Source organism: Frankia sp. BMG5.60, assembly GCF_059428125.1.
In genome coordinates this window covers 702,756-722,237 of sequence record NZ_CM182091.1, presented here as the reverse complement: position 1 = coordinate 722,237, position 19,482 = coordinate 702,756, and the positions used below count along the sequence as shown (strand labels likewise).

Annotated in this window: 20 protein-coding genes; 10 read left to right on the top strand and 10 right to left on the bottom strand. The window is 73.7% G+C overall.

Annotated features, from left to right (window positions below):
- The first annotated feature begins 22 nt into the window (after positions 1-22).
- Positions 23-733: an HAD family hydrolase gene (locus AC5R91_RS03075; RefSeq protein WP_495395570.1), complete on the top strand. Its 711-nt coding sequence runs from the start codon at positions 23-25 to the stop codon at positions 731-733.
- Position 734: 1 nt separating this feature from the next.
- Here the strand turns inward: AC5R91_RS03075 and AC5R91_RS03070 are convergent, their stop codons facing one another.
- The 3 genes from AC5R91_RS03070 to AC5R91_RS03060 all read right to left on the bottom strand — a co-directional run bounded on the left by AC5R91_RS03070 (position 735) and on the right by AC5R91_RS03060 (position 3,031).
- Entirely contained in the window at positions 735-1,418 is a 684-nt protein-coding gene (locus tag AC5R91_RS03070) for a class I SAM-dependent methyltransferase (protein ID WP_495395569.1), read from the bottom strand.
- A 103-nt stretch (positions 1,419-1,521) separates the two neighbouring features.
- Entirely contained in the window at positions 1,522-1,881 is a 360-nt protein-coding gene (locus AC5R91_RS03065) for a putative quinol monooxygenase (RefSeq protein ID WP_495395568.1), read from the bottom strand.
- Between the two features lie 76 nt (positions 1,882-1,957).
- Positions 1,958-3,031: an alkene reductase gene (locus AC5R91_RS03060; RefSeq protein WP_495395567.1), complete on the bottom strand. Its 1,074-nt coding sequence runs from the start codon at positions 3,029-3,031 to the stop codon at positions 1,958-1,960.
- A 120-nt stretch (positions 3,032-3,151) separates the two neighbouring features.
- Here AC5R91_RS03060 and AC5R91_RS03055 point away from each other — a divergent pair, with 120 nt between their 5' ends.
- Positions 3,152-3,523 (top strand): MerR family transcriptional regulator, encoded by a 372-nt coding sequence (locus AC5R91_RS03055; protein WP_495395566.1) that lies wholly within the window; start codon positions 3,152-3,154, stop codon positions 3,521-3,523.
- A 39-nt stretch (positions 3,524-3,562) separates the two neighbouring features.
- Here the strand turns inward: AC5R91_RS03055 and AC5R91_RS03050 are convergent, their stop codons facing one another.
- On the bottom strand, positions 3,563-4,318 hold the full coding sequence (locus AC5R91_RS03050; RefSeq protein WP_495395565.1) for an alpha/beta fold hydrolase: 756 nt from the start codon (positions 4,316-4,318) through the stop codon (positions 3,563-3,565).
- A 294-nt stretch (positions 4,319-4,612) separates the two neighbouring features.
- Here AC5R91_RS03050 and AC5R91_RS03045 point away from each other — a divergent pair, with 294 nt between their 5' ends.
- The gene (locus AC5R91_RS03045; RefSeq protein WP_495395564.1) at positions 4,613-5,554 is read left to right on the top strand and encodes a phosphatase PAP2 family protein; all 942 of its coding nucleotides are present in this window, start codon (positions 4,613-4,615) and stop codon (positions 5,552-5,554) included.
- Between the two features lie 88 nt (positions 5,555-5,642).
- On the opposite strand, the gene AC5R91_RS03040 is transcribed toward AC5R91_RS03045, so the two are convergent.
- From AC5R91_RS03040 to AC5R91_RS03030, 3 genes are all read right to left on the bottom strand, one after another.
- Positions 5,643-8,168: a CaiB/BaiF CoA transferase family protein gene (locus AC5R91_RS03040; RefSeq protein WP_495395563.1), complete on the bottom strand. Its 2,526-nt coding sequence runs from the start codon at positions 8,166-8,168 to the stop codon at positions 5,643-5,645.
- Positions 8,169-8,276: 108 nt separating this feature from the next.
- Positions 8,277-9,134 (bottom strand): class II glutamine amidotransferase, encoded by an 858-nt coding sequence (locus AC5R91_RS03035; protein WP_495395562.1) that lies wholly within the window; start codon positions 9,132-9,134, stop codon positions 8,277-8,279.
- Positions 9,135-9,216: 82 nt separating this feature from the next.
- Positions 9,217-11,070: a sensor domain-containing protein gene (locus tag AC5R91_RS03030; protein ID WP_495395561.1), complete on the bottom strand. Its 1,854-nt coding sequence runs from the start codon at positions 11,068-11,070 to the stop codon at positions 9,217-9,219.
- Between the two features lie 331 nt (positions 11,071-11,401).
- Here AC5R91_RS03030 and AC5R91_RS03025 point away from each other — a divergent pair, with 331 nt between their 5' ends.
- From AC5R91_RS03025 to AC5R91_RS03015, 3 genes are all read left to right on the top strand, one after another.
- Complete coding sequence (locus AC5R91_RS03025; RefSeq protein ID WP_495395560.1) at positions 11,402-12,052, top strand: MarR family winged helix-turn-helix transcriptional regulator; 651 nt, start codon at positions 11,402-11,404, stop codon at positions 12,050-12,052.
- Positions 12,053-12,064: 12 nt separating this feature from the next.
- Positions 12,065-13,792 (top strand): MFS transporter, encoded by a 1,728-nt coding sequence (locus tag AC5R91_RS03020; RefSeq protein WP_495395559.1) that lies wholly within the window; start codon positions 12,065-12,067, stop codon positions 13,790-13,792.
- Positions 13,793-14,036: 244 nt separating this feature from the next.
- Entirely contained in the window at positions 14,037-14,702 is a 666-nt protein-coding gene (locus AC5R91_RS03015) for a histone deacetylase (protein ID WP_495395558.1), read from the top strand.
- A 9-nt stretch (positions 14,703-14,711) separates the two neighbouring features.
- On the opposite strand, the gene AC5R91_RS03010 is transcribed toward AC5R91_RS03015, so the two are convergent.
- Positions 14,712-15,113 (bottom strand): PPOX class F420-dependent oxidoreductase, encoded by a 402-nt coding sequence (locus tag AC5R91_RS03010; RefSeq protein ID WP_495395557.1) that lies wholly within the window; start codon positions 15,111-15,113, stop codon positions 14,712-14,714.
- Positions 15,114-15,474: 361 nt separating this feature from the next.
- Here AC5R91_RS03010 and AC5R91_RS03005 point away from each other — a divergent pair, with 361 nt between their 5' ends.
- Entirely contained in the window at positions 15,475-16,680 is a 1,206-nt protein-coding gene (locus AC5R91_RS03005) for a CaiB/BaiF CoA transferase family protein (protein WP_495395556.1), read from the top strand.
- Positions 16,681-16,722: 42 nt separating this feature from the next.
- On the opposite strand, the gene AC5R91_RS03000 is transcribed toward AC5R91_RS03005, so the two are convergent.
- Entirely contained in the window at positions 16,723-17,562 is an 840-nt protein-coding gene (locus tag AC5R91_RS03000; RefSeq protein WP_495395555.1) for an enoyl-CoA hydratase/isomerase family protein, read from the bottom strand.
- A gap of 95 nt (positions 17,563-17,657) precedes the next feature.
- Between AC5R91_RS03000 and AC5R91_RS02995 the strand changes: the two genes are divergently transcribed.
- Positions 17,658-18,017 carry a winged helix-turn-helix transcriptional regulator gene (locus AC5R91_RS02995; RefSeq protein ID WP_495395554.1) on the top strand — a complete coding sequence of 120 codons (360 nt, stop codon included), beginning with the start codon at positions 17,658-17,660 and terminating at the stop codon, positions 18,015-18,017.
- A gap of 141 nt (positions 18,018-18,158) precedes the next feature.
- Here AC5R91_RS02995 and AC5R91_RS02990 read toward each other — a convergent pair whose 3' ends face one another.
- The gene (locus tag AC5R91_RS02990) at positions 18,159-18,494 is read right to left on the bottom strand and encodes a nuclear transport factor 2 family protein (protein WP_495395553.1); all 336 of its coding nucleotides are present in this window, start codon (positions 18,492-18,494) and stop codon (positions 18,159-18,161) included.
- Positions 18,495-18,524: 30 nt separating this feature from the next.
- Here AC5R91_RS02990 and AC5R91_RS02985 point away from each other — a divergent pair, with 30 nt between their 5' ends.
- Positions 18,525-19,181 (top strand): type 2 periplasmic-binding domain-containing protein, encoded by a 657-nt coding sequence (locus tag AC5R91_RS02985; protein WP_495395551.1) that lies wholly within the window; start codon positions 18,525-18,527, stop codon positions 19,179-19,181.
- A 104-nt stretch (positions 19,182-19,285) separates the two neighbouring features.
- On the top strand, positions 19,286-19,468 hold the full coding sequence (locus AC5R91_RS02980; RefSeq protein ID WP_495395550.1) for a hypothetical protein: 183 nt from the start codon (positions 19,286-19,288) through the stop codon (positions 19,466-19,468).
- The last annotated feature ends 14 nt before the right edge of the window (positions 19,469-19,482 follow it).

Sequence of the window (19,482 nt, the reverse complement as noted above, 5' to 3'; positions counted from 1 at the left end):
GCGGATGTGCCAGGCTCGACAGATGACGTCTGCCGTGGCGGGGCTACGTGGGGGTAGGGCGCCGGCGGCGGTGCTGTTCGACATGGACGGCCTGCTCGTCGACACCGAACGGCTGTGGACGCGGGCGCAGGAGGACCTCGCCGCCCACCTCGGCGGCGTGTTCACCCCCGAGATCAAGGCGGCGCTCATGGGGCGCGGCCCGGACACGGCGCTGCACCTCATGCTGTCGCTGCTCGGGGTGGACGGATCGCGCTTCGCCGAGGCGGCGCGGTTCGTCATGGGCCGCATCGTCGAGCTGTTCGCCGCGCCGGGGGCGATCGTGGCGCGGCCCGGCGCCGTCGAGCTGCTCGGCGCGCTCGCGGCGCAGGCGGTGCCGCTGGCGCTGGTGTCGTCGTCGGCCCGGGTGCTCATGGACCACGTGCTCGGCGCGGTCGGCGCCGCCCGCTTCCAGGTGTCGGTCGCCGGGGACGAGGTGGTGCGCGGCAAGCCGGATCCCGAGCCGTACCTGCGGGCCAGCCGCCTGCTCGCCGTGCCACCGGCGCGCTGCGTCGTGCTGGAGGACAGCGGGTCGGGCGCGGCGGCGGCCCTGGCCGCGGGCTGCGTGACCGTCCTCGTCCCCTCGACGCCGCAGCCTCCGGACGTCCCCGCCGACGCCGTCGTGGCGAGCCTCGCCCACGTCACGCCCGCGTGGCTAGCCGCCCTGGTCGACCGTCGGACTCCCCGGCAGGGGTGACCTAGGTCTCGGTCTCGGTCTCGGCGTCGCGGGCGTCGCGGGCGTCGCGGCCGTCGTCGCCGGGAGCCGGCCGGCGCGCCCAGAACAGCGCGTGACCGCTGCTGCCCTCGGGGACGAAACGTTCGGACTCGACGACGAGCCCGGACGCCGCGATCCACGACCGGTAGGTGGCGGCGTCGGCCTGGCTCCACCACATCGGCTGGCCACTGCCGAACCAGTCCTGCTCGACGCCGGTCCACGCGTGCTGGCCGGTGACGGCGAGCAGCCAGCCGCCCGGCCGCAGCCAGGTGGCGATCCGGGCCAGCAGCGCCGGTTGTCTCCGCAGCGGCATGTGTATCAGCGCGTACAGGCTGACGACCGCGTCGAAGGAGGCGGATGGGAAGTCGACCTCGGTCGCGTCGGCGTGGAGGAAGGTGGCCGCCGGCACGAGCGTGCGCGCACGGCGCACCTGTTCGGCGCTCAGATCGACGCCCGTCACCCGACGACCGGCGGCGTCCAGCGCGCGTGCCACCGGAACGCCGCAGCCGCAGCCGACGTCGAGAACCGTCCCACCCGCCGGCACGCGCGCGAGCAGGTCGGCGATCCAGGGCCCGTAGGGCCGGGGGTCGTCATCGTCTCGCCGGTAGTGGTAGGAGATCGCGTCGTAGCTGCGACGCACCAGATCCGTGGAATCATGGTCGAGCACGCCAAGGAAGCTAACGTCCCACCAGCGCCCCGGCGACCCGTTTTCTGGGATGTTCCGGGACCCTGGTGGCGTCGACGCAGTTGCAGCCCGGATGCCGGTGGTCTCAGGCCCGGGGGTCCCGCTCGTTGAGCGCGTCGAACTTGCGCACCTCGTTGCGCATGTGCGGGCTCCACCTGGCGAAGAGCGCCGTGACCTGCGGGGTGGCCAGGTGCCGATCGAGCGCCTCCTGGGACGCCCATTGCTCGAGCACCGGGACGGTTCCGGTCGCCGCGTCCTCCACGCAGAACGAGATCAGCACGTTTCCCGGGTTCGCTGCGGCGACCGGGTACGTCGCCTGTGCCTCGGCGATGAACGTCTCGACGTCACCGGCGGGGACGAAGACCCGGCCGGCAATGATGATGGCCGTCCGGACAGACGGCTCCATGTCTGCGGTGGTGGCGGCCTTGTCCTGGAGCGAATGCATTGTTCTTCCTCAGCCTTCGTGCCGGTGCAGAGCCGGACTGTTCCGCCCCCGCCACCGGTCTGCCTGCTTGCTCCGGTCAGGCGGTGTACTGGTACGCCGGGTAGGTGAGATAGCCCGCGTCGCCGCCCTGGTAGTACGTGGCCGGGTCGGCGGGTGCGACCGGCCGGCTGGTGCGGAGCCGTTCCACCAGGTCGGGGTTGGCGATGAAGGCGCGGCCAAAGCTGATCAGATCCGCGCCCAGGCGGAGCCAGTGGTCGGCGGCGGTCCGGTCGACCTGCTTCGGGCCCATCGGCAACGCCGGATTCATGATCAGGCTGCCCGGCCACGCGCGGCGCAGCCCGACCAGCACCTCCTCCTCGGCAGTCGCCTCCAGGTGCACGTAGGCGAGGTCGAAGCGGGCGAGTTCGGCGAGCAGAGCCGCGTACAGCTCCGGCACCTCGGTCTCCTCGACGCCCCAGAAGGTGCCGCCGGGCGAGAGCCTGATCGCGGTGCGGGCCGCGCCCACGGCGTCCACCGTGGCGGCGACCGCCTCGACGGCGAAGCGGATGCGGTGCGCGATCGGGCCGCCGTAGGAGTCGGTGCGCAGGTTGGCGTTGGACGACAGGAACTGCGAGATCAGGTAGCCGTTCGCGCCGTGCAGTTCGACGCCGTCGAACCCGGCGTCGACGGCGCGCCGGGCGGCCTCGGCGTACGAGCGGGCCTGCTCGGGCACCTCGGAGGTGTCCAGGGCGCGGGGGACCGGCGCGGGTTGCGGCCCGGTCGGGGTGAACACGTCGCCCACGGCGGCGACAGCGGACGGTCCGACCGGCTGGAGACCGGTGGTGTCGGGGTGCGAGACCCGGCCGCCGTGCATGATCTGAACGAAGATGCGCCCGCCGTTGGCGTGCACGGCGTCGGTGACGGGCCGCCAGGCGGCCTGCTGCTCGTCGGTGTACAGGCCCGGGGTGCCCGGGTTGGACTGCCCGACCAGGCTGGGCTGCACCCCCTCGCTGACGATCAACCCGGCGGTGGCCCGCTGGGCGTAGTAGACCGCCATGGACGGGGTCGCGAGGCTCCCCGCCGCGGCCCGGACCCGGGTCATCGGGGCCATCACGACACGGTTGGGCAGCTCCAGACCGCCGAGGCGGTAGCGGTCGAACAGCGTGATCATGCCGGAACTCCTTCATACCTGGTCAAAGGCCCCGGAACGGCGGGCCCGACAGGTACGGTAAAACCTGACATCAATGTGAGAGGCAAGTCGTGGGGCCGGGGTCACAGGCGGGAGGGTGAGATGCGGATCGGTGAACTCGCGGCGCGGGCCGCGGTCAGCGTCCGGTCGCTGCGCTACTACGAGGAGCAGGGACTGCTCACCAGCACCCGCAGCGCCGGCGGGCAGCGGCAGTACACGCAGGAGGATGTCGAGCGGGTCGCCTTCATCCAGCGCCTGTACGCCGCCGGGTTGTCCAGCGGCGCCATCGTCGACCTGCTGCCGTGCCTCGACTCGCCCAGCGACGAGAACTCCGACGCCGCGATGGAGCGCATGGCCAGGGAGCGCGACCGGCTCTCCACCCACATCGAGGACCTGCTGCGCACCCTCGACGCGCTCGACCTCCTGATGGTCGTGGCCCAGGCCCACCGCGACGCCCGCCAGAGCGCCGCCTGACGGCGTCCCGGTCGGGCGACGCGCCCAGGCGCGGGTCGGTCAGGTGGCGGACCGGGGGAGGGGTGCGCTGCGCCGGTCGAGCAGGAGGCGGGCCAGCTCGGCCGGGTGGCTGATCATGGCGTTGTGGCCGGTGTCGAGGTCGACGATCTCGTCGACGCCGCCCAACGCCTCGATGGAGCGGCGCTGGGTGGCAGGTGTCTGGGCGCGGTCGCGCAGGGTCAGCAGCCAGGTACGGGGTACGGAGCGGTCGAGGTCGGTGCGGTCGGTGGGCTCGATCGTCACCCCGGTGGACTCGCCGTAGAGCCGGGAGAGGCTGAACGCCCGCTGCTCGCGGGTCATGCCGTTACAGAACGAGTAGCGGGCCAGCAGCTTCGGCATCGGCGCGGCGGGACGGCCGGTCGCGGCCTTGCGGCGGGCGACCCAGCCCAGGATGCCGGGTACCGTGTCGACGATCGAGCGGCCCTGCGGCGGCACGGCCGCGCCCAGCAGGATCATCCGGCGCACGCGCGTCGGACCGAGCCGCGCGACGACGCCGGGCACGGTCAGGCCGGCCATCGAATGGCCGACGATGACGAACTCGCCGATGCCGGCGGCGTCGATCTGCGCGATCGTGCTCGTCACCCAGTCGTCGATGGTGACGGTGGCGAGGTCCGCGGGCGCCGAACGCCGGCCGGGCAGGTCCACGGCGAGCACCGGGGTGCCCGGCGCCTGTAACCCGATCTCGGCGACGGTGGGTTCCCAGCAGTCCCCGGCGTGCTGACCGCCGTGCACGAGCACGATGCCGACGTCCGCCATCCCAGACCTCCCGTATGCGTCCAACATGGTCACAGGTGAGAAGACCCTAGATGATCTGACAGTCGTGTCAACGGAGGTGACGGGCGGCCGCCCTCGGCGCCGGCGATCTCGCGGGGCCGGCGGGCCGGTGGCGGGTGGACGTCGGGCCGGTGACGGGCTGATGGCGGGCCGGTGGCGGCATCCGACGCGAACGGGTCGTAACGTGACGGCCGGGGCGTCCGCGTCGCCGACGGGCCTGGCCGCGGCGGACGCCGCACACCCACATGCCGACACCGACGGGGACGGGAGCGCGCGATGCCGCTGTGGCAGCAGGCCGCGGTCGGGGCCGGGGCGCTGCTGGCGCTGGCCGTGGTGGCCCGGGTGGTGCACCGGTGGTGGCCGCGGCGCGGCGTCGAGCTGATCGCCGCCGCGTCCCGGGAGGCCGGGACGATCCTCGGCCTGTTCACGCTCTGGCAGGTCGGCCGCATCCTCGGGGTGACCAGGGTCGCCGGCGGGATCGAACACGCCGAATGGATCTGGCGGGCCGAGCAGTGGCTGCACCTGCCGAGCGAGGTCACGCTCGAACGGTTCATGCTCCGCCACGAGAGCCTGCTGCGGGCGGCGAACGACTTCTACTCCTGGGTGCACTTCCCGGCGATGAACCTGTTCCTGGTGTGGCTGTTCGCCCGCCACCGCCGCGCCTATCCGCCGGTGCGCACGACGATCGTGCTGTTCACCGGCTCGTCGCTGCTGTTCCACATGTTCCTGCCGGTCGCGCCGCCGCGGATGCTGACCTCCGTCGGCTTCGTCGACGAGGCGGTGCTGCTCGGCCAGTCGGTGTACGGCGAGTTCGGCAGCGGGGTCGCCGCGCAGCTCTCGGCGCTGCCCTCGGTGCACGTGGGCTGGGCGTTCCTCATCGCCTACGAGGTCATTCGGATCAGCCCGAGCCGCTGGCGGTGGCTGATCGTCCTGCATCCGATCGTGACGACCCTCGTCGTGGTGGTCACCGCGAACCACTTCTGGGCCGACGGCATCGTCGCGGTGGTGCTGCTGGTGCTCGCCGAGCTGGTCGGCCGGGTCCTGACCCGCGCGCTGCGCCGGCTGCGCGAGCGGATCCGCGCCCGCCGCGGCGCCGAGACCGGGCGGGGACGCCCGCAGGCGGTCCCCGCCTTCGTCACGGTCCCGTCGCCCGCCGCCGGGACGGGGCGCCGGGACGTGCCGGCCGCCGGCTCCGACCCGGCGCCCCTGCCCCGGTAACGCGGCCGGCCCGACCGGCAGCGCGACCGACCGGCCTCACCCCACCGACCGGCAGCGCGACCGAGCGGTGGGGGTGAGGCCGTGCCGGTCAGCCGCCGACGATGCCGCGCTCGCGCAGGTCGGCGATGGCGGCCGCGCCGTAGCCGAGTTCGGTGAGGATGGCGTCGGTGTGCGCGCCGGCGTACGTGAAGCCCTTCGGGCTCGTGGCGGAGCGGGAGAAGCGGGTGGCGGGACCGGGGCGCAGGTGCTCGTCGAACACGTCGCTGTGCACCGTCACGCAGTACTCCTCCGCCGCGGCCGGCTCCACCTGGATGATCGTCTGCTGGGAACGCTCGGCGACCTCGACGCAGCCCACGCCGGCCGCGGTGAGGTCGCGTTCCCAGTCGGCGGCCGGCCGGGTGCCGAACGTCTTGGCCAGCACGTCGGCGAGGGCGGCGTCGTGCTCGGCCCGGCCCGGCGCGGTCGCGAACCTCGGGTCGGCGTCGAGATCGGCGTGGGCGGCGAGCGCCGCGGCCAGGCGCGGCCACTCCTTGTCCGCGGGGGCGGCGAGGAACACCCAGCCGTGCGCGGCCGGGTAGATCCGGTAGAGCGCAGACAGCCCCCAGGCGTCGTCGTCGACCCCCCGCGGCGCCGGCCTGCCGGGGTAGTCCACGACCTGGTCGAGGATGGCGTGCGTCGCGGTCGCGAGCATCGTCGCCGTCAGCGCCCCCGTGGCCCGGCCCCGGCTGCGGGCGACGAGGCCCAGCAGGATCGCCGAGGCGGCCCCGAGGGCGGCGATGCCGTCGGCCTGCACCGGCACGGCGGCCGCGGCGGCGAAGCAGCGCACCGCGCCGATCTTCTTCTGCGCCACCGTGGTCACCGCGCTCTGCACGCCGGGGGCGTCGGTCAGCGCCAGCCCGCTGGCCGCGCCGATCGCCGGGGCGTAGGCCGGGCGGCGGCCGTACGGGCCGTCGACGCCGTAGCCGGGGGCGTTGACGTAGACGAGGTCGGGGTTGAGGGCGCGCAGGGTCGCGGCGTCGACGCCGGCGCGTTCGGCGGCGCCCGCCCGGAACGCCTGCAGCACCACGTCGGCCCGCCGCGCGAGGTCGTGGACGATCGCGCGGCCCTCGTCGGTGGCCACGTCGACGCACAGGCTCTCCTTGCCCTGCATGACCTTGGCGCCGCCGGACTCGGGGAAGCCGGCGACCCGGCGGATCGTGTCGCCCTCCAACGTCTCGATCTTGATGACGCGAGCGCCGAGGTCGGCCAGCAGGGTCGCGGCGAACGGTCCGGCGAACATCAGCCCGAAGTCCAGCACGGTGATCCCGGCCAACGGCAGTCCGGACGCGCCGTCCCGCGGCGGTGTGGCGGTGGGCGGCGGTGTGGCGGCCGGTGGCGGTGTGGCGGTCGGCGGCGGAGCTGTGGCCGGCGGCGGTGTGGCGGTCGGGGCGGCGGGGGGCGCCGGCCGGCCGAGGCGGGGTGCCGGCGCGAGCTCGCGCAGCGGGCGGCCGTCGGCCTGGACGAGGGTGGAGGGCTGCACGACCGGGCCGAGCTCGGGGTCGGTGACGGTGACGCGGCGTCCCTCGTGGACGAGCTGCGGGTGGGCCAGCGCGTCGGCGCCGCGGCGGAACGGTTCGGCGGAGATGTCGCCGTTCGCGGCGAAGACCTCCTCCCATTCGGCGAGGGTCCGCTGCCCGACCCGTTCGATCATCAGCTCCCACAGCTCGGTGCGCAGTTCCTGCGTCGGCAGGGCGGGGATGCCGGCCCACTTCGGGTCGGTGAACACCTCGGCCAGGCCCAACTCCCGCATCAGCGCGACGAACAGCCGCGGCTCGACCTGGGCGAACTGCAGCCAGGTGCCGTCCTTCGTCGGCGCGGTCAGCAGCGGGTACACCAGCGGCCCCTGAACCTCCCCGGCGGCGTTGAACGCGTTGACGACGGTGAACGCCTCGGGCCAGCGGATGCCCACGATCTCGGTGTAGAAGTTCCAGGTGTCCAGGGCGCCGACGCCGCGGGCGAGGTCGGCCTCGACGTGCTGGCCCAGCCCGCTGGCGTCGCGTTCGAGCAGCGCGGCGAGGATGCCGTGCACGGCGGTGTGCGCCGCGCCCCAGGAGGCGAACGGCACCGACACGTACGCCGGCCCGCGGCGGGCCGTGATCGCCTCCTTGACGTGGAAGACGCCGAGCTTGGCCAGCACCAGTCCCTCGTAGCCGGGCAGGTCGCGCCACGGCCCGGCCGGCCCGAAGCCGGTGATCGACGCGCTGACCAGCCGCGGGTGGGCGGCGGCCAGGTCGGCCGCGGTCAGCCGCAGCGCCGCGAGCGTCGCCGGTCGGTACGTGGTGACCAGGACGTCGGCGTCGGCGAGCAGGGCGTCGAGCTCGTCGCGGCCGCCGCCGGCGCGCAGGTCCACCACGACGCTGCGCCGGCCGCGGCCGAGGACCGGCCAGTCGACCCGCCGGCGCAGCGCGCTGCCGCCGGGCGGCTCGACCAGCACGACGTCGGCCCCGGCGTCGGCGAGGAACAGCGTCGCCAGCGCCCCGGGCAGGCTGCCCGACAGGTCGATGACACGCAGCCCCGCGAGGGGGCCCTGGCCGCCCGCCTCGGCCTGTCCGCCGTCGGAGGTGGTCTCTGTCACGCCGTTCTCCCTCGTCCACGATGAACCCGGCATCCGTGACGGGCATCATAGTGCACTAGGTCATCGAAGAGAACTATCTCGATGTGCGGGTGGCGGTCGGGCTGCGGGTCAGTGGGGTTGCTGCGAGGTCGCCGCCTCGGGGCGCAGGTCGGCGAGGGTGAGCGGATGCGCCGGCGGATCGGGCAGGACGGTCGCGACGTCCACCTGGCCGCCGGCGCCGACGTGGACAAGTTCGCCGCAGCGCAGCGGGCGCCAGTCGGGATGATCGTCCATGGGTTCGCTCGCGACGACGACGGCGGGCGCACTCGCCAGCTCGTCGGCGTGCACCCGCGTCGCCCCCGCGGCGTCGCAGTGCCGCAACGGCTGGCCGCCGGCGGGCCGGTCCAGCAGGAACAGGCGGTTCGTCGCCGGGTACCGCAGCGCCCACAGGTCCCCGGGCGTGATCAGCACCAGGTTGATGCTGTAGAGCGGCAGGTTGGCGGCCACCCAGCGGACCGCGGCGGCGATCCCGCGCCCGACGTCACCGCCGGCGGCGTGGATCTCCCGGGTGATCAGGGCGAAGAGCCGTTCGGAATCGGTGTCGCCGGCCACCTGCGCCATCGCGGCGCCGAGTTGCGCCTGCAGGACGTCGAGGCCCTCGATCACCCCGTTGTGCGCGAACAGCCGGCCGTCCTGGCGGAACGGATGGGTGTTGCGCGGCGCGAGCCCGCCGGTGGAGGCGTGCCGGACATGGGCGACGAAGGTCGTCGACTGCGCCTCGCGCGCCCGCGCGGCGAACTGGCGGTCCTCCCAGGCGGCGATCGGTTGGCGGAACAGCTCCGCCCGGCCGTCGGCGCCGAAGTAGCCCAGGCCCGTGCCGTCCGGGTTGCGGCGGCTCTGCTCGTCGAGGCTGTCGGGGGCGTCGAGCAGCCAGAACGTGGCCCGGGTCCGTCGCGGGGCCCCGGTCAGCCCGAACAGTCGGCACATCGGCGCACGTCCTTCCTGACCCGTCCCGGCGTCGCCGGTCCTGGCTGTCGTCCGTCCCGGCGTCGTCCGTCCTGGTGTCGTCCTACCCCGGGGGCGGCCCACCAGGTGCGGGGGACAGGAGTGTCGGACCCGCGCTCAGGCGCATCCAGTCCTGGTGGACGACGCAGCGCCCGGCGCCGGCGCGTTTGGCGGCGTACATCGCGATGTCCGAGGCGTTGAGCAGGCGATCGGGGTCGGTGAGGCCGGGCCCGGAGACCGCCACCCCGGCGCTGGCGGTGATGGTGATGGTGATGCCGTCGATCGCCACCGGCTCGGCCAGGGAGGCCAGCACCCGCGCGGCGACCCGCTCCACGGTGTCGACCGACTCGATCTGCGTACAGAGCACGGCGAACTCGTCGCCGGCGAGGCGGGCGACCACGTCGCACGGTCGCACCGCGGCGCGTAGCCGGCAGGCGACCGTGCGCAGTAGCATGTCGCCGGCCCGATGCCCGTAGGTGTCGTTGACCGCCTTGAAGCTGTCCAGGTCGACGAACACGATGCCGGTGCGCCCCGCGCCCGCCCGGCCCTCGCCGTTCCCCGCCCGGTGGTCGGCCGCCAGGCTGCTGCGCAGCCGCTCCAGCAGCGATGCCCGGTTGGGCAGGTCGGTGAGCATGTCGTGCTGCGAGCGGTAGCGGATCTCCCGCTCGGCGGCGAAGCGGGCCGCGGCCGCGCCGAGCACGCCGGCCACCGCCGCCACGAAGCTGCGTTCGGAGTCGTTGAAGGCCCCGATCCCCGCCGGCAGGACGGTCCCGGGGGAGGTGCACGGGGGCCCGGCGGCGCCCGGGGGGCGCTGGACGGCGAGGACCGCCGAAGGCTCGCCGCGCAGACCTATCGGCTCGGCGAGGGCGAACCAGCCGTCCTGTCGCGGGTCCACCTCGCCGCCGGCGGTCGCCGACTCGCCGCCGTCGGTGGCCGACCGTGACCCCGCGGGTCCGCGCAGGGCCTGCTGGGCGACCGCGGCGGCCGCGGCGGCCGCGGTCCGCGACGCCGACGGACCGTCGGCGGCCACCAGGCCCAGCGCGCCGGTGTCCCCGTCGACCTCGTGCAGGGTCGCCGTCGCCCCAAGATGTTCGGCGAGCACCGCCGTCGCCCGACGCCACAGCACGGCCGGCTCGAGGGTGACCAGGGCCTGGCGGGCCAGGTCGGCGAGGTGGGCCTGCGCGGCGCGGGCGTTTTCCCGCTCGGTGATGTCGATCGTGATGGCCGCGGCCAGGCTGACCTGGCCCAGGGGGTCGCGGATCGGCATCACGTGCAGGTCGAGGTAGCGGCCGAACGCGCCGACGATCCGCGCGCCGGACTCACCGGCGAGACCTCGGCGCAGCATGTCCATCGCCTGCGGATGATCGGCGAACACCTCGAACACCGACGCCGACTCGGCGGCGGCGAGGCCCGCGGCCTCCTCGGCCGTGTGCCTGCCCAACCCGAACACCGAGCGGCCCGACTGGTCGATCAGCAGCATCGACACCGGGCTGTGGTCCAGCACGAGCCGCAGGTACCGGTTCGCCTGCTCCCGTTCGGTGACGTCCTGCACCCGGCTGACGACCTGCACCCCGTCGTCGGCGACGACGGCCGTGGAGACGATCAACACCGGCGCCGGTGACCCGTCCGGCCGGGTGAGACGGACCGCCAGCGGCAGCTCCGCCGCCTCGGCGGCGGCCGGCCCGCGGCCCGGGTGCGCCGACGCCAGCCGGGCGAGCTGGCGGGACTGATAGGCCCGCAGCCGGTCCGCGTCGCCGGGCGGCAGGTAGGCCGTGAGGAGCGAGTCCACGAGTTCGCCTCGGTCGCGGCCGAGGATCCGGCAGGCGGTGTCGTTGACGTAGCTGATCCGGCCGCCGGGCTCGGCGGTGGCGACCAGGCCGATCTCCAGCCGGTCCAGCACGCAGTCGGTCACATCCATGGCGGCCCAGGTCGACCTCCCTCCGTCTCGCCGCCGGCGGCGGCCCGCGCGCTCGGCGCGGTGGACCGCGGATAGCCCCCGGGCACCGGCGGACCTCGTTTCCCCGGAGGTCGCCGTTCGCCCGGGGATCTCGTTTCTCCGGGGTCGCCGGCCCAGGGGGACCTGGTTCCCCGGAGGGTCACCGCCTGTCCGCGGGACGACGTTCCCCGGAGGTCGCCGCGCGCCGACGGCGGTTGCTGGAGGACCTACCCGGTGGCGCCGGGCGGAATCGCTGGGCAGCGACCGACACCGGCACTCGCGAGCACGAAAGATAAGTGCTTAATATAAGGAGGTGATAGATCGTGCCGATGGGCAGGACGGGCCGGGGCTCGCGCTGCGGGTCGGCTCGGCCCTCGAACGTCTCGCCCGGGTGGTGCGCCAGCTCGCCCAGCCCAGCGACCTGTCGTTCGGCGCCGTGGTGACCCTGTCGACACTGGAACGCCTCGGTCCGCACCGGCTGACCGACCTCGCCGCCCGGGAGGGCGTCACCCAGCCGGCGATGACCCAGCTCGTGACCCGGCTGGCCGACGCCGGCCTGGTCGCCCGGGCCACCGACCCGGCCGACGGCCGGGTGGTGCGCGTCCACCTCACCGAGGCGGGCCGGGTCACGCTGGCCGCCCGGCGCGCGAAGCGGGTCGAACGGGTTGCCGGGCTGCTCGCCGAGCTCAGCCCGCAGGAGCGGGCGGCGCTGACCGCGGCGTTGCCCGCCGTCGACGCCCTGGTCGACCTGGCGTCGGGCGAGCGGGCCGGCCGCCAGGCACCGCCAGCAGAAGGCCGCCCGGCACCGCCAGCAGAAGTCGGCCGGGCCGCCCCGGCAGGTCGGGCAGCCCAGGCAGCCCCGGCGCAACCGGATACGGCGGCGCAACCGCAAGCACCGGCACATCAGCAAGCACCGGCACATCAGCAAGCACCGGCACGTCGGGCAACACCGGCAGGTGAGTAGGGGAGCCGCCGCATGAGTGCGTCCGCGCACGCGCAGACCGCCAGTCCGTTCCGTCAGCCGAAGGCCGTGTTCGCGGTGGCCTTCGCCTGTGTGGTGTCGTTCATGGGAATCGGGCTGGTCGATCCGGTGCTGCCCGCGATCTCCAACCAGCTCCACGCCTCGCCGAGCCAGGTGACGCTGCTGTTCACCAGCTACCTGGTGATCACGGCCGTCGCGATGCTCCTGGTGGGCTGGATCTCCAGCCGGATCGGCGCGAAGCGGACCCTGATCGTCGGCCTCGCCGTCATCGTCGTGTTCAGCGCGCTCGCCGGCTCCGCGTCGAGCATCAACGGCATCGTCGGGTTCCGTGCCGGCTGGGGGGTCGGCAACGCCCTGTTCATCGCCACCTCGCTGGCGGTGATCGTGGCGTCGGCCAGCGGGGGGTTCGCGGGGGCCATCGTGTTGTACGAGACGGCGCTCGGGGTCGGCATCGCCTGCGGTCCGCTGCTCGGCGGCGTGCTCGGCGAGGTGAGCTGGCGGGGCCCGTTCTACGGCGTGGCGGTGCTCATGGCGATCGCGCTGCTGGCCACGATCGTGCTCGTCGAGCCGATGCCGCTGCCCGCCCGGCGCACCGGACTGCGCGAGCCGCTGGCCGCGCTGCGCCACCGCGGGCTGCTCACCCTGTCGCTGACCGCGCTCTGCTACAACTGGGGCTTCTTCACCCTGCTCGGGTACGCGCCGTTCCCGATGCACCTGAGCGCCATCCAGCTGGGGCTGGTCTTCACCGGCTGGGGCGTCCTCGTCGCCGTGTTCGCCGTGGCGGGCGCGCCGTGGCTGCAGGCCCGCCTGGGCCTCGCCCGCACGCTCTACGGCAACCTCGCCCTGTTCGCCGCGGTGATCCTGGTGATCGCGATCTGGACGACGCACCGGGCGGTGCTGATTCCCGCGGTCATCGTCACCGGCGTGTTCATCGGCGTGAACAACACCGTCACCACGCAGGCGGTCATGAGCGTCGCCCCCGTCGAGCGGTCGATCGCCTCCTCCGCCTACGGCTTCGTCCGCTTCATCGGCGGGGGTCTCGCCCCCTACGTCGCCGGCAAGCTCGTCGACGCGTTCAACGTCCACGTGCCGTTCTACCTCGGCGCCGGCGTGGTCGCGGTGGGGATCGCCGTGCTCGCCACCGCCCACGACCTGCTGGCCCGCGCCGAGGCCGGGCAGGCGGCGGAGGTCACCGCAGCCGCGGCGGAGTCTTCCCGCCCGGACGTGCGGCTGGAGGAGGTAGAGCCGGTGGCCGGTCCGGCGCGGCGGACGATCGTGGCCGCCGTCGACGGGTCGGCCGTCGCCGACCTGGTGACGGCCGCCGCCGGCCGCCTCGCCGGCATCCACGGCGCGACGGTGGACGTGGTCCACGTCCAGGAGGCGGCGGTGACCGCGGACGCGGCGGCCGACGTCGACCCCGTCGCGGACGCGCGCGCCGGGGTGCGCCGCCACCTCGACCGGCTGCGGGCCCAGGGGGTGCCGGTGGCCGGTCACGTCCTGCTGCACGCCGCGGACCACGGGGCGGTGGGGCGGCTGCTGGCCGCGCACGCCCGGGCGAGCGCGGCGCGCACGATCGTCCTCGGCGCCCCCACCCACGGCGGCGTCGCCACCCTGCTGGACGAAAGTGCCAGCCGGGAACTGTGGCGCCACACCGACAGCAACATCGTCATCGTCAACCCGGCCGCCGCCGACGAGGCGGCCTCGCTGGTCGCCGCGTCCTGACCGGCGCCGCCTCGGAGTCGGCCGCGGTGAGCGGTCGCGTTGCGTGCTGACATACGTCACAAACGCCTGATTGCCACCCCGGGGCTCCGCATACTGTGACGGTGCGAGAGCGTCGTTGCCGGCCCGGTGCGCGCCGCCGGCCCCGGCAGGGCGCCCCCCGCGGGAGGCGTGCCGCCGCCCGCGGGGGGCGGACCGTCGCCCGTGGGGCCGCCGCGGGTGCGCGGGCGGGTCGCGGGGCGGCCCGGTGAGCGGACCAGCGCCCGCCGGGCGGGCGGACCCGGCTCCCTCGGCCGGACCCGAGCTGGTCTGGTACGCAAGCTACGGCTCCAACATGCGCATGGCCCGGCTGACGTACTACCTCGCCGGCGGCTGCCCGCCGGGCAGCGACCACCGCCATCCCGGCTGCCGCGATCCCCGCCCGCCGCGGTTGGCGGTCCCGGTCATGCTGCCCGGTGCCCTGTACTTCGCGCTGGAGTCGCGGATCTGGACGGGCGGGATCGCCTTCTACGACCCGGCGGCCCCCGGGGAGGTCGCCGGCCGGGCCTACCTGCTGTCTGCCGGCCAGTTCGCCGACGTCGCCGCCCAGGAGATGCACCGCGCCCCCGACGTCGACCTCGACCTGGCCGCCGTGCTGCGCACCGGCCGGGCCCGGGTGGGTCCGGGCCGCTACGAGACGCTGGTGCTCGTCGGCCACCGCGCCGGCGTCCCCGTTCTGACGTTCACCGCGCCCTGGTCGCTGGCCGACGTGCGCCCCACCGCGCCGTCGGCCGGCTACCTGGCCATGCTCGCCGGCGGCCTGCGCGAGGCGCACGGCTGGTCGCCGGCCCGGATCGCCGGGTATCTCGCCACCCGGCCCGGTGCCGCCGGCGTGTGGCGGCCGGCGGACATCGAACGGCTCGTCGCCGAGTAGCGCGCCCGCTCACGCGACCGTGCGCCGCGAGCCCTCCCGACCGTCGGCGCCGAGGTTCCAGCTTATGATCCGGCGGGGGTGCAGGCGGATGACCTCGGGGCTCAGGTGCGCGGCCGGGGGGTCCCAGCCGGTCAGGGCCTCGGCGGTCCCGCGGATCTCCAGGCCGCGCACCGTCCACGGCTCCAGCGAGGCGATGTCGTCGACGACGTACGCCACCTGGCCGTTCGCGGCGATGTTGTGGAACTTGCGGCTGTTGCCGAGGTCGTAGCCGTAGATGCTGATCACTCCCGTCGCGTCGTCGACGGTGTGGGCGACCGGGCTGTTCTGCAGCGTCCCGTCCGGGGCGAGCGTGGCGAGCCGGCCCAGGCGCTGGGAGTGCAGGTAGTCGAGTTCGGACGGGGTGAAGACCACGATGGCTCCCTCTGGCGAGTCCCGGTCTGCCCGGGAGTGACGGCGGGGCGCGGGCAGGCGCGGCCGCGGCGGACGGGCTTCGGCGATCACGGGGCCCCTCCGCGACCGACCCTAGAAGCTGAACCCGCGTCGAGGTCAGCACCGGCTGTCCGACTCCTCTTCCAAGATAATCAACACTGTTGACGTGGCGGTGACCCGCGCATTTGATCTTGGGGATTACTCCGCCATATCGCTGCGAACGGCCGCAACCGGATGGTTGCCCGCTGTCACGAAAGTGATCTGGCTGACATGGGTTACTGTTCCTACTAGGTTCACGGCCTGGGGGTTCGGGCAGTGGGTGCGTAGCGAGGAGGAGCGGACGATGAGCAGACCGTTCGAGGGCGTGAGCGTCGTCGAGATCGCCGGTTGGACGTTCGTGCCCGCCGCGGGCGCGATCCTCGCCGACCTCGGCGCCGACGTCGTCAAGGTCGAGCCGCCCACCGGCGACCCGCAGCGCCTGCTGCGCAACCTGCTCAACCAGGACGACAACGGTCCCAACCCGTTCCTGGAGATCCCCAACCACGGCAAGCGCAGCGTCACCCTCGACCTGACCACCTCGGCCGGCCGGGAGGTGCTGCTGCGCCTCGTCGCCGACGCCGACGTGTTCCTCACCAGCTACCTGCCGGCGTTACGCACCCGCCTCGGCATCGACGTCGACGACCTGCGGGCGGTGAACCCCCGCCTGGTCTACGTGCGCGGCAGCGGCTGGGGCAGCCGCGGCCCGATGGTCAACACCGGCGGGTACGACTCGGCGGCGGCCTGGTCGAGCTCGGGGACCCTGCACAAGCTCACCGGCGCCACCGACGACGAGCCGGTCGCCCAGCCGGCCGCCTTCTACGACCTGCAGGGCAGCAACACCATCGCCGGCGCCGTCGCGATGGCCCTCTACCGTCGGGAGCGGACGGGGGAGACCGCCGTCGTCGACGTCTCGCTGCTCAACACCGGCATGTGGGCCCTGGGTGCGGACATCGCCGCCGCGCCGTTCACCGGCGAGGTGCCGCGGGCCGACCGCCGCGCCCCGGGGAACCCGATCGCCAACTACTACCGGACCAAGGATGGCCGCTGGATCAACCTGGTCTGCCTGCAGAGCGACCGGTTCTGGGACGAGCTGTGCCTGGTCCTCGACCGTCCCGAGCTCGTCGCCGACCCGCGGTTCATCGACGCCGCCGCCCGCTTCGCCCACAACCGTGCCTGCGTCGAGGTGCTCGACGGCATCTTCGCCGAGCGCACCCTCGACGAGTGGCGCGAAACCCTGGCCGGGTTCTCCGGGGTGTGGGCGCCCGCGCTGACCCCCGCCGAGGTTCACGATCACGTGCAGGTCCGGGAGAACGGCTACCTCTCCGAGCTGACCGCCGGGGACGGCACGCCGTTTCGGGTGGTCACCCCGCCCTACCAGTTCGACGGCGAACCCGCCCGCGCCCGCACCCGCGCCCCCGAACTCGGGGCCGACACCGCCGAGGTACTGCGCGGCCTCGGCCTCGACGCCGCCACCGTCGACGACTACCGAGCCCAGGGCGCCTTCGGCTGAGCCCCTGCGGCCCCGCCGGGCGGCCCGTGCGGGGTCCCGGGCTTAGGTGATGTCGTCGACAAGAGCCTCAAAGTGGCGCTCTCCGTCGCGGGTGTGCGCGCCGGCGGCCAGGGCAGCCTTGGCGAGACGGGTTGCGGCGGGTGCGTCGAACAGTCCGTTGAGGAGCTCGTTGGCCTTCCGTAGGCCGTGAGTGGTCGACTCGACCGCGGTGTCGACCGCTTCGGTCGCGGCGCGGGCGACGCCGGGAGGAAGAGCGGCGATGCGGGCGGCGAGGGTGTCGACGACGTGGTCGAGCTCGGTGTCCGGCACGGCCCGGTTCACCCATCCGATCCGTTCCGCGGTCGCGGCATCGATCAGCTGCCCGCCGAGGATGATCTCCAGGGCGCGTGCGCGACCCACGAGACCGGGCAGGTAGGCAGTGCCTCCCGCGCCCGGGATGATTCCCAGCCGACACTCCATCTGGGCCATGCCGGCGCGCTCGAGCGAGGCGAACCGCATGTCCATCGCGGACAGCAGTTCCGCACCGCCGCCGCGGGCCAGTCCGCGCAGCTTGGCGATGGTGATCTGCGGCAGCGACCGGATGCGTTCGTGCAGGCGCATCATCGGGTTGAGGGACTGGTCCTGTTCGGGCGCGATGGGGAGCGCAACGAACGTCGCGGGGTCGTCGGCGGTCGTCATGTCGCCGTGCGCGACGAAGAAGTCCGGATCCGCGCTGTCGAAAACGATCACCCGGATGTCGTGGGCGCCGGACATGGCGGCCGCACACCGGTCCAGGTCCGTCATCAGGGCCGCGTCGAGCAGATTGATGGGGGGGTTGTCGATCACGACGTACGCCACGCCGCCGGTGAGAGAGATCTTGAGGGTCGAGTATGCGTCAGTCATGATTCCCGTTTCGCCGTCAGGCCGTTAGGTATCTGATGTATATCTAGTAGCACGGATATACTTCAACGAAACCAGGTATCGCGGGGGAGACCGACGTGCCCGAAGTGACGCTCGACGGCGACGGCCGGCATCTGCTCGACCAACTCTTCGACAAGTGGTCCCTGCTGGTACTGGCCGCGTTGTGCGACCGTCCCCGACGCTTCAACGAACTCCGGCAGTACATGCCCGCCGTCACCCCGAAGTCACTGACCGCATGCCTGCGACGACTGGAGCGCAACGGCATGGTCGAACGAGCGGTCGTGTCCACGGATCCGGTGGCGATCGAATACCGGATCACCCCCCTGGGCCGGACCCTTCGGTCCCCTGTGCACGCCATCCTGGAATGGGCCGTCGATCATCTCGACGCGGTCGAGGCCGCCCGCTGTCACTACGACGAGCGACGTGCGGACACGTGACATCCCGGCCTGTCTCGCGCCGGACGGCGCCGGAGTTTCTCCACCTTGCCGACCCGGTCCGCCCGCGCGAGGAGGCGGGAGGTCCATCAGGACTCGGAGGGGGCGGGTGTGTTCGGTGGGGACGGGTGTGGCGTTCGGCGGTCAGGCGAACAGGACGCGGGCCACGTGGTCGGTGTCGGTGTACTCCCGGACGGAGACGATGCGGCCGTCGCGGACCTCGAAGATGCCGAGGCACTGGTTGTCGTACGGTGCGCCGCTGGCGGCGGTGCCCCGGGAGGTCCAGGTGGCGACGACCTGCGGGCCCTCGGCGAGGACGCCGGTCAGCTCGATGAGCAGCGGCGCGCCGCTCTGCAGCCGCCTGCTCATCCCGCCGAGGAAGTCGTCGACGATGCGGGCGCGTCCCCGCCACTCACCCGAGATCGGCAGGCTGCCCGGGTAGTGCCAGACGGCGTCGGCGGCGAAACTGTCGCGGATCACCGCGGCGTCGCCGTCGCGGACGGCCTGGATTTGCCCACGGCCGTCGACGCGCTGACCCGCGGATCGATCGACCTCGGCTTCGGTCGCGTGCACGCGATCACCGACCACGCCCTCGCCGGCCACGCGCCCGGCGAGGATGCGCCCAGCGAGCACGCCGGTGCTGGTGGGGGCCTCGCGCCGGCGCTCGCGCGCCGGCTCGTCCGGCTGGAACCACTCGACGTGGTCCTGCACCCCGCCCATCCGCTGGCCGGCGGCGGGCGGGTGCGTCCCGCGGACCTGTGCGGCAGCGTGCTGTGGTGTCCGGCGGCCCTGGACCGGCTGGACTTCCTGCGCCGCTTCGCCGGCAGGTTCGGGATTGCGGCCGAGGCGGCCGCGGCCAACCTCGGCCTCGAACCGCTGCTGGAGCGTCCGCGCTCGGACCCGCGCTACGTCTGCGTGCTGCCCGCCGAGATGGTGCTGCCCGCCGACGCCGGCCTGCGAGGGGTGCCGCTGGTGGACCCGACGCCGCTGTACGCGTGGTCGCTGCTGTGGCGGGGGGAGCCGTGCGCCGCGGGCCGCGACCTGCAGCGCGCCTTCGCCGAGACCGCCGCCCGCCGTCGCTGGCTCGAGTACGCCCCCGGCCGCGACTGGCTTCCCGACGCCGAGCACGCGTGGCTGACGGGGTCAGTAGCCCGACACGGATGGTGACATTACGGGTGGAACCTTACTCACCGTGCTGGGATCGGCGTCAGAGTTAACGCGGAGGAAGTCTGAGTTAATTTTGAATGAATCCTAGCGTGCGACTCTGAGGCATGCAGACAGGTGGTGTTCCCGGGGCCGAGATCGTGACGATGGCCGCGTTGGTCGACGATGTTCCCAGCATGGAGCAAACCGACGCGATGCTGGCGGAACTACGCCGGCTGCCCCGCAATGCAGAAACGGCCAGGCTGATCGACGACCTGCTGGAGCTCAGATCGCTACTCGGCGCGCGCTGAGAACGCGCGCCGAG

What these genes read in the sequence shown, in the direction of transcription:
- AC5R91_RS03075 (WP_495395570.1), top strand. Translation starts at nt 23, where the DNA reads ATGACGTCTGCCGTGGCGGGGCTACGTGGGGGTAGGGCGCCGGCGGCG.
- AC5R91_RS03065 (WP_495395568.1), bottom strand. Translation starts at nt 1,881, where the DNA reads ATGCATTCGCTCCAGGACAAGGCCGCCACCACCGCAGACATGGAGCCG.
- AC5R91_RS03060 (WP_495395567.1), bottom strand. Translation starts at nt 3,031, where the DNA reads ATGATCACGCTGTTCGACCGCTACCGCCTCGGCGGTCTGGAGCTGCCC.
- AC5R91_RS03055 (WP_495395566.1), top strand. Translation starts at nt 3,152, where the DNA reads ATGCGGATCGGTGAACTCGCGGCGCGGGCCGCGGTCAGCGTCCGGTCG.
- AC5R91_RS03050 (WP_495395565.1), bottom strand. Translation starts at nt 4,318, where the DNA reads ATGGCGGACGTCGGCATCGTGCTCGTGCACGGCGGTCAGCACGCCGGG.
- AC5R91_RS03045 (WP_495395564.1), top strand. Translation starts at nt 4,613, where the DNA reads ATGCCGCTGTGGCAGCAGGCCGCGGTCGGGGCCGGGGCGCTGCTGGCG.
- AC5R91_RS03035 (WP_495395562.1), bottom strand. Translation starts at nt 9,134, where the DNA reads ATGTGCCGACTGTTCGGGCTGACCGGGGCCCCGCGACGGACCCGGGCC.
- AC5R91_RS03030 (WP_495395561.1), bottom strand. Translation starts at nt 11,070, where the DNA reads ATGGATGTGACCGACTGCGTGCTGGACCGGCTGGAGATCGGCCTGGTC.
- AC5R91_RS03020 (WP_495395559.1), top strand. Translation starts at nt 12,065, where the DNA reads ATGAGTGCGTCCGCGCACGCGCAGACCGCCAGTCCGTTCCGTCAGCCG.
- AC5R91_RS03005 (WP_495395556.1), top strand. Translation starts at nt 15,475, where the DNA reads ATGAGCAGACCGTTCGAGGGCGTGAGCGTCGTCGAGATCGCCGGTTGG.
- AC5R91_RS03000 (WP_495395555.1), bottom strand. Translation starts at nt 17,562, where the DNA reads ATGACTGACGCATACTCGACCCTCAAGATCTCTCTCACCGGCGGCGTG.
- AC5R91_RS02980 (WP_495395550.1), top strand. Translation starts at nt 19,286, where the DNA reads ATGCAGACAGGTGGTGTTCCCGGGGCCGAGATCGTGACGATGGCCGCG.